General features: G+C 43.7%; 5 protein-coding genes. All 5 read right to left on the bottom strand.

What is annotated here, in order from left to right:
* Positions 1 to 956, bottom strand: a 956-nt coding sequence (locus tag NTU69_03425) for an efflux RND transporter periplasmic adaptor subunit (GenBank protein ID MCX5802580.1), incomplete at its 3' end; no start/stop codon positions are given.
* Positions 957 to 1,139: 183 nt separating this feature from the next.
* Entirely contained in the window at positions 1,140 to 1,721 is a 582-nt protein-coding gene (locus NTU69_03420; protein MCX5802579.1) for a TetR/AcrR family transcriptional regulator, read from the bottom strand.
* Positions 1,722 to 1,860: 139 nt separating this feature from the next.
* Positions 1,861 to 4,107: a ferrous iron transport protein B gene (gene feoB, locus NTU69_03415; protein MCX5802578.1), complete on the bottom strand. Its 2,247-nt coding sequence runs from the start codon at positions 4,105 to 4,107 to the stop codon at positions 1,861 to 1,863.
* Between the two features lie 129 nt (positions 4,108 to 4,236).
* Complete coding sequence (locus NTU69_03410) at positions 4,237 to 4,809, bottom strand: flavodoxin family protein (GenBank protein ID MCX5802577.1); 573 nt, start codon at positions 4,807 to 4,809, stop codon at positions 4,237 to 4,239.
* 119 nt (positions 4,810 to 4,928) lie between these two features.
* On the bottom strand, positions 4,929 to 5,423 hold the full coding sequence (locus tag NTU69_03405; protein MCX5802576.1) for a rubrerythrin family protein: 495 nt from the start codon (positions 5,421 to 5,423) through the stop codon (positions 4,929 to 4,931).
* Between the last annotated feature and the right edge of the window lie 11 nt (positions 5,424 to 5,434).

Below are 5,434 nucleotides of genomic sequence, written 5' to 3'. Positions count from 1 at the left end.
CCCTTCGGATCACGGGATATGGCTTGCTGAGGAATAAGGACGGCTTGTTTGTTGACACCCTCTTTCACTACCGCCCGGACAAACATACCCGGCAAAAGAACCCTTTTTGGATTTGGAAAGACAGCTCTCAAAACGACCGATCCAGTGGTCGGGTCCACTGTTACGTCGCGAAACTGCGAGGTTCCCTCCAATGGATACATCGTTCCGTCTTCCAGGATGAGCTTGACCTTGTTCTGGTTCTTTCCGTCGTGCTTGAGGCGTCCTTCCTCAAGGCGACGCTGCAAAAGCAACATTTCGGTAGTGGATTGAGGCACATCTACGTAAATGGGATCCAGTTGTTGAATGGTTGCCAGAGCCATCGGCTGATGCGCCGTCACCAGGGCACCCTCCGTCACGTTCGATTTGCCTATACGACCGGAGATGGGTGCGGTGACACTGGTATATTCCAGATTGATGCGGGCTGATTCCACCGTCGCTTTCCAATACTGGATATCAGCCTCAACCTGTTTCATAGCGGCAGTAGCGTCGTCGTAGTCCTGCTGGCTGACTGCTTTATCGGGAAGCAAGTCCCTGTAACGCTCGAACCTCAGTCGGACCGCGGGCAGATTGGCCTCGGCTCTACCGAGGGCACCCCTTGTATTGTCGAGCGCTGCCTGAAAGGGGGCAGGATCGATCTGATAGAGCACTTCACCTGCCTTGACATCGGCGCCTTCCGTAAACAGTCGTTTCTGTATGATGCCGCTCACCTGGGGTCGGATTTCCGCGATGCGGTAGGCTGATGTTCGTCCGGGTAATTCAGTGGTCAGCACGACCTGCTGCGTCGATACCGTTACTGTGGCCACTTCTGGAGTGCCGCCCTGCGGCGGTTCTGCACGTTTTCCGCAATTGGTCAACATCAGACCAACGACAAGAACTCCAACGGTGGTAATGAGCTTGTTTCTATACTTAGTCTGCATACAACACCTCTACGATTTGAATCAAAATGTTCACCCTCGCCAGTGTCAGGGTGCTGAAACTTTCATGCCTGCTTCTCCATTAATTTATTTACCGAAGCCAGGCGCTCTAATGATTCAAGGACATCATCATTCCTTGTCGAGTACGCCCATGATCACCCGGTGATATTCCAGAGATAAGCCTTTTCATTTGTCACTCCTCCGTAGTAGCCCTGAAAGTATAAGTTTATTGCATTCCTCTGGTGAAAAAAGATTTTCTCCATCTACCACCATTGAAAGCACAAACCCTCTTAATGTCCCCATGATAATCTTAGCTACCTCACTCGCATTACATTTACCAAAATCACCGGTACTTATACCTGTTTTAATAATTCCCTCAATAAGTATTCTCTGTTTTTTAAAAAACTCCCTTTTTAAACCAATCCCGAACTCAAATCCTGGCCCCCTACTCTGAGCAAGAATAAGCTCCTTATGCCTCTTTGCGTATTCAAGGTTTATCGTAATATATTGCGTTATTGCCTCGATTGGCCCATGAACACCATCTACAGCCTTTTTCAATTTGTTAGAAAGGCCATCAAGCCGTTCTTGCACCAGGGTCAGACAGAGTTCGTCTTTGTTCTTGAAATAAAGGTAAAGACCGCCAACACTTATTCCTGCTTTATATGCAATCGTCCTCATGCTTGCCCCTCTGTAGCCAGACTTCGAAAATACCTTCTGGGCAGCATTAAGTATATTCTTTTTCGAGTCTTTTCCTGAACGTCTGTTCATGTGAATCAATGTTCATTTTATATTAATGTAAATCCCCTGTCAATAAATTTTTTTAAAAATAACGGAGGAACAAGTAAAATAAAAACTGAGGGGTTAAAATTCTATGCACGGGGTGATTAGAATTAGTTTACTGTGCACTCTATAGACCTAAGAATAAGGCAAAACGATACACTACAACCCCCATACCATAAGAAACCAGGAGCATGAACACAAAGGATGCAACAGACCACCTCCAGTTTCCTATCTCTTGCTTCATAACGGTCATTGTCGGTGCACATGGAATAAAAAGCATCAATACTACAAGAAATGCAAGTGCTGAGGGGTGGTTTATTACACGGGGCAAAATATCCATCAAGCCTTTATCTCCAACACCATAGAGAATACCAAGCGTTGCAACTGAGTTTTCCTTAGCCACAATGCTTGATACGAGGGCCACCACCATCCTCCAATCCAGCCCAAGAGGCGCACCTACTGGTTGGATAAAACGGCCTATCCAGGCAAGCATGCTTTCTTCTACATTGCCTCCAGGGATGTTGTACATAATCCACATCAATATCGAAAAACCAAGTATAACTGTCCCGGCTTTTTTAACAAACGCTATCATTCTGCTCCATACAACGATTCCTATCGTCCTCAAATCAGGTTTGTGGTAGAGCGGAAGTTCCATAATAAAAGGTATGGGTTTGCCTCTCATAAATAATCTGCTTATTATTATTCCGGAAATGCCAAGCACTATTATGTTCAAGGCTATAAGAGACCATGAAACAAAGGCCCCTTTTTCTGCAAAGATTGCGGCTGTAACAAATGTCAAAACAGCGAGCCTTGCTGTGCATGGAACAAATGGTGTAAGGAATAACGTGAGCAATCTTGCCCTTTTTGAATCAACTATTCTCGCCCCAAGAATTGATGGAACATTACACCCGAACCCAAGACACATTGGCAGAAAACTCTTACCATGAAGTCCTATGACGTGCATGAATCTATCCATAACAAAGGCAGCTCTTGCCATGTACCCAACATCTTCAAGAAATGCCATGGCAGTAAAAAATATAATAAGTAATGGTATAAACGTCAGAACTGAACCAACACCACCTAAAATACCGTTTACCAGTAGCCCTCTGACCCATACAGGTGCTTGTGATAAAGTTATATCAAGCCATCTGCCAAAGGAACTTACAATAAACTCAAGCCATCTCTGTGCGGGGAAGCCTATCTTGAAGGTTAATAAAAAGACAAAACCAAGTATTCCTAAGAGAACTGGAATCCCGATAACTGGACGGGTGAGCAAATGGTCTATACGGTCAGTAATCAGAACCTGTCCTCTCTTAAACCTCGAAATAGCGGCACGTGTTACTTCCTCTACCCAGTCATATCTCCCACCAACTACTGCACGAAGGGCGTCTTCGTGCTTGATTAGAAGTGACTGGATTTCATTCCACACGCTAACTGGTATAAGGTCTTCTATGGCCTTTGATATTTCAGGATCTCCCTCCATAAGTTTCGTGGCAACCCAGATATCTGCGTATGGCGGAGGGACGTGCTCCTTAATCAGTTCTAAAAGCCTATGAAAAATTACTGCATGATCAAGAGATACCCCTGGCATCCTGGGATTATAGGTTAATTCACCACTTGCAAGTTTAATAACCTGTGATACAAGTTCCTTTATCCCTTTATTTTTCGTGGCAACCATCTGCACAACAGGTAGTCGAAGCGATTTTTGAAGTGCATTAATATCTACATGTATCCCCTGTGCCTCTGCAATGTCAATCATGTTCACTGCAACAACAACAGGAGGACCAATGAGGAGCAACTCAGAGAGCAGATAAAGACTCCTTTCTAATGCTGCAGCATTTACCAGGAGTACAATAACATCAGGATGTTCATGTATAATAAAATCCCTTGCAACCCTTTCCTCCTCGGAGAAAGCACTAAAACTGTAAGTTCCTGGTAAATCTACAATCTTTACATCTATGTCCTCTGATACATGGACCCCTTCCTTTTTCTCAACCGTCTTTCCCGGCCAATTTCCGATATGCTGCGATAAACCAGTAAGGACATTAAAGACCGTCGATTTCCCAACATTAGGCTGACCTGCAAGGGCAACAAGGAGTTTTTTTCTAATTTTTCCTTCTTCCCCCTTACCCTGCAAATCTTGAGTTCTGTTCACCAGTATCTGAACTGCCTCTCCCTTCCCGAGTGCTATCCTTGTATCTGAGGCGAGCAGAACCACCAGCCCTCCGCTATTTCGAAGAACCTTAATCCTCGTGCCTGTGCTTATCCCCATTCCTGCAAGCCTGGTGGTCAGGTTCTTTCCCCCGGATAGTGAATAAACTATCCCCTCTTCACCTTCCTCAAGCAATGTAACAGGAATCGGCTCATTATTCATAATATTGTTTATACATTGTATTTTCGAGCAATGTCAATTGCTCAGAGCAGAGAATATGGGAAGATACGAGAATAAAATATGAGGTTTTTAAAATTATTTTTCCTGCCTTCTGCGCTACGCTCTCTACTCTCAGCGAATTAGCCTCCTGCCCGCCTCATATACCTCGCTTAACGCCGTTGGGTGATCAAGGATTGCACCCTTTTTATCGATACCTAAAAAACTCAATGTATTATGCTCGGATACACTCACTGCCCTGAAGAACGAGATTGATGTTGCTTCTCCACACCTGATACCAATCTCTTTTTTCATTCCACCAACAAGTAATAAAAGTCCTTTCCTTCCATACGGACCTTCAGGTATCGGTTTTTTTAGTAGATATTTTTCACACCAAAAAGCCTGACACCTATCTATCATGGCCTTTATTTGAGCAGAAAGACCAAGAAAAAATATAGGGGAGGCGACTATAATTCTATCTGCCTCCCTTATTGCTCCATAAACTATCCCCATATCATCTTTATCATTAATGCACACCCCGGTATCCACACAACCGCCACAATTCTGGCACGGCTTTATATTCATGTCATTAAGTCTGAATAACTGAATTTGGTGCCTTGATGCATCTATCGCCCTCAATGCTTCCTTCAGGAGAATATCAGAATTCCCTTCTATTCTTGGACTGCCATGGAAACTAACTACCTTCATTTTTCCATCCTATTGTGTGAATAACCAATAACCAAATTTCAATTACCAAATAAATTCCAATAATCAAAATGAAGCTTTGAAAATTGGGTATTGATTTAAATCTTTAAATCTATTCCCAATTAGTCGACTTTGTAAAAAGCTACTTTCTTTGCGCCACAGACCGGGCATACATCGGGTGGCTCTCCCTCCACTGTGTTACCGCAAACCTTACAAATATAATAATCAACCTTTTTGTTTTTCCCAAGTGCTTCCAATGCCTTCTTATAAAACCCTGCATGAACCTTTTCCACCTCGTTCGCAAGATGAAAACTTCTCAGCGCCAATTTATTGCCTTCTTCCTTTGCCTCCTCGATCATTGCTGGATACATTTTCTGGAATTCAAAGGTCTCACCATTAATAGCTTCCTCAAGATTCTCCTTCGTACTTTTAATGCCGTTGAGTTCTCTCAGATGGTTATGGGCATGTACTGTTTCTGCTTCAGCAGCAGCTCTAAATAACTTCGCAACCTGCCTGTAACCCTCATCTTCTGCCTTTTTAGCAAAGGCAAGGTATTTTCTATTAGCCTGTGATTCTCCTGCAAACGCTTCCTTAAGATTTTTTTCTGTTTTTGACACTTAACACCTCC

Source organism: Pseudomonadota bacterium (assembly GCA_026388215.1).
Lineage (GTDB): Bacteria > Desulfobacterota > Syntrophorhabdia > Syntrophorhabdales > Syntrophorhabdaceae > JAPLKF01.
Note: the sequence above shows the minus strand (reverse complement) of the source record. Positions and strands in the feature narration are given on the sequence as shown.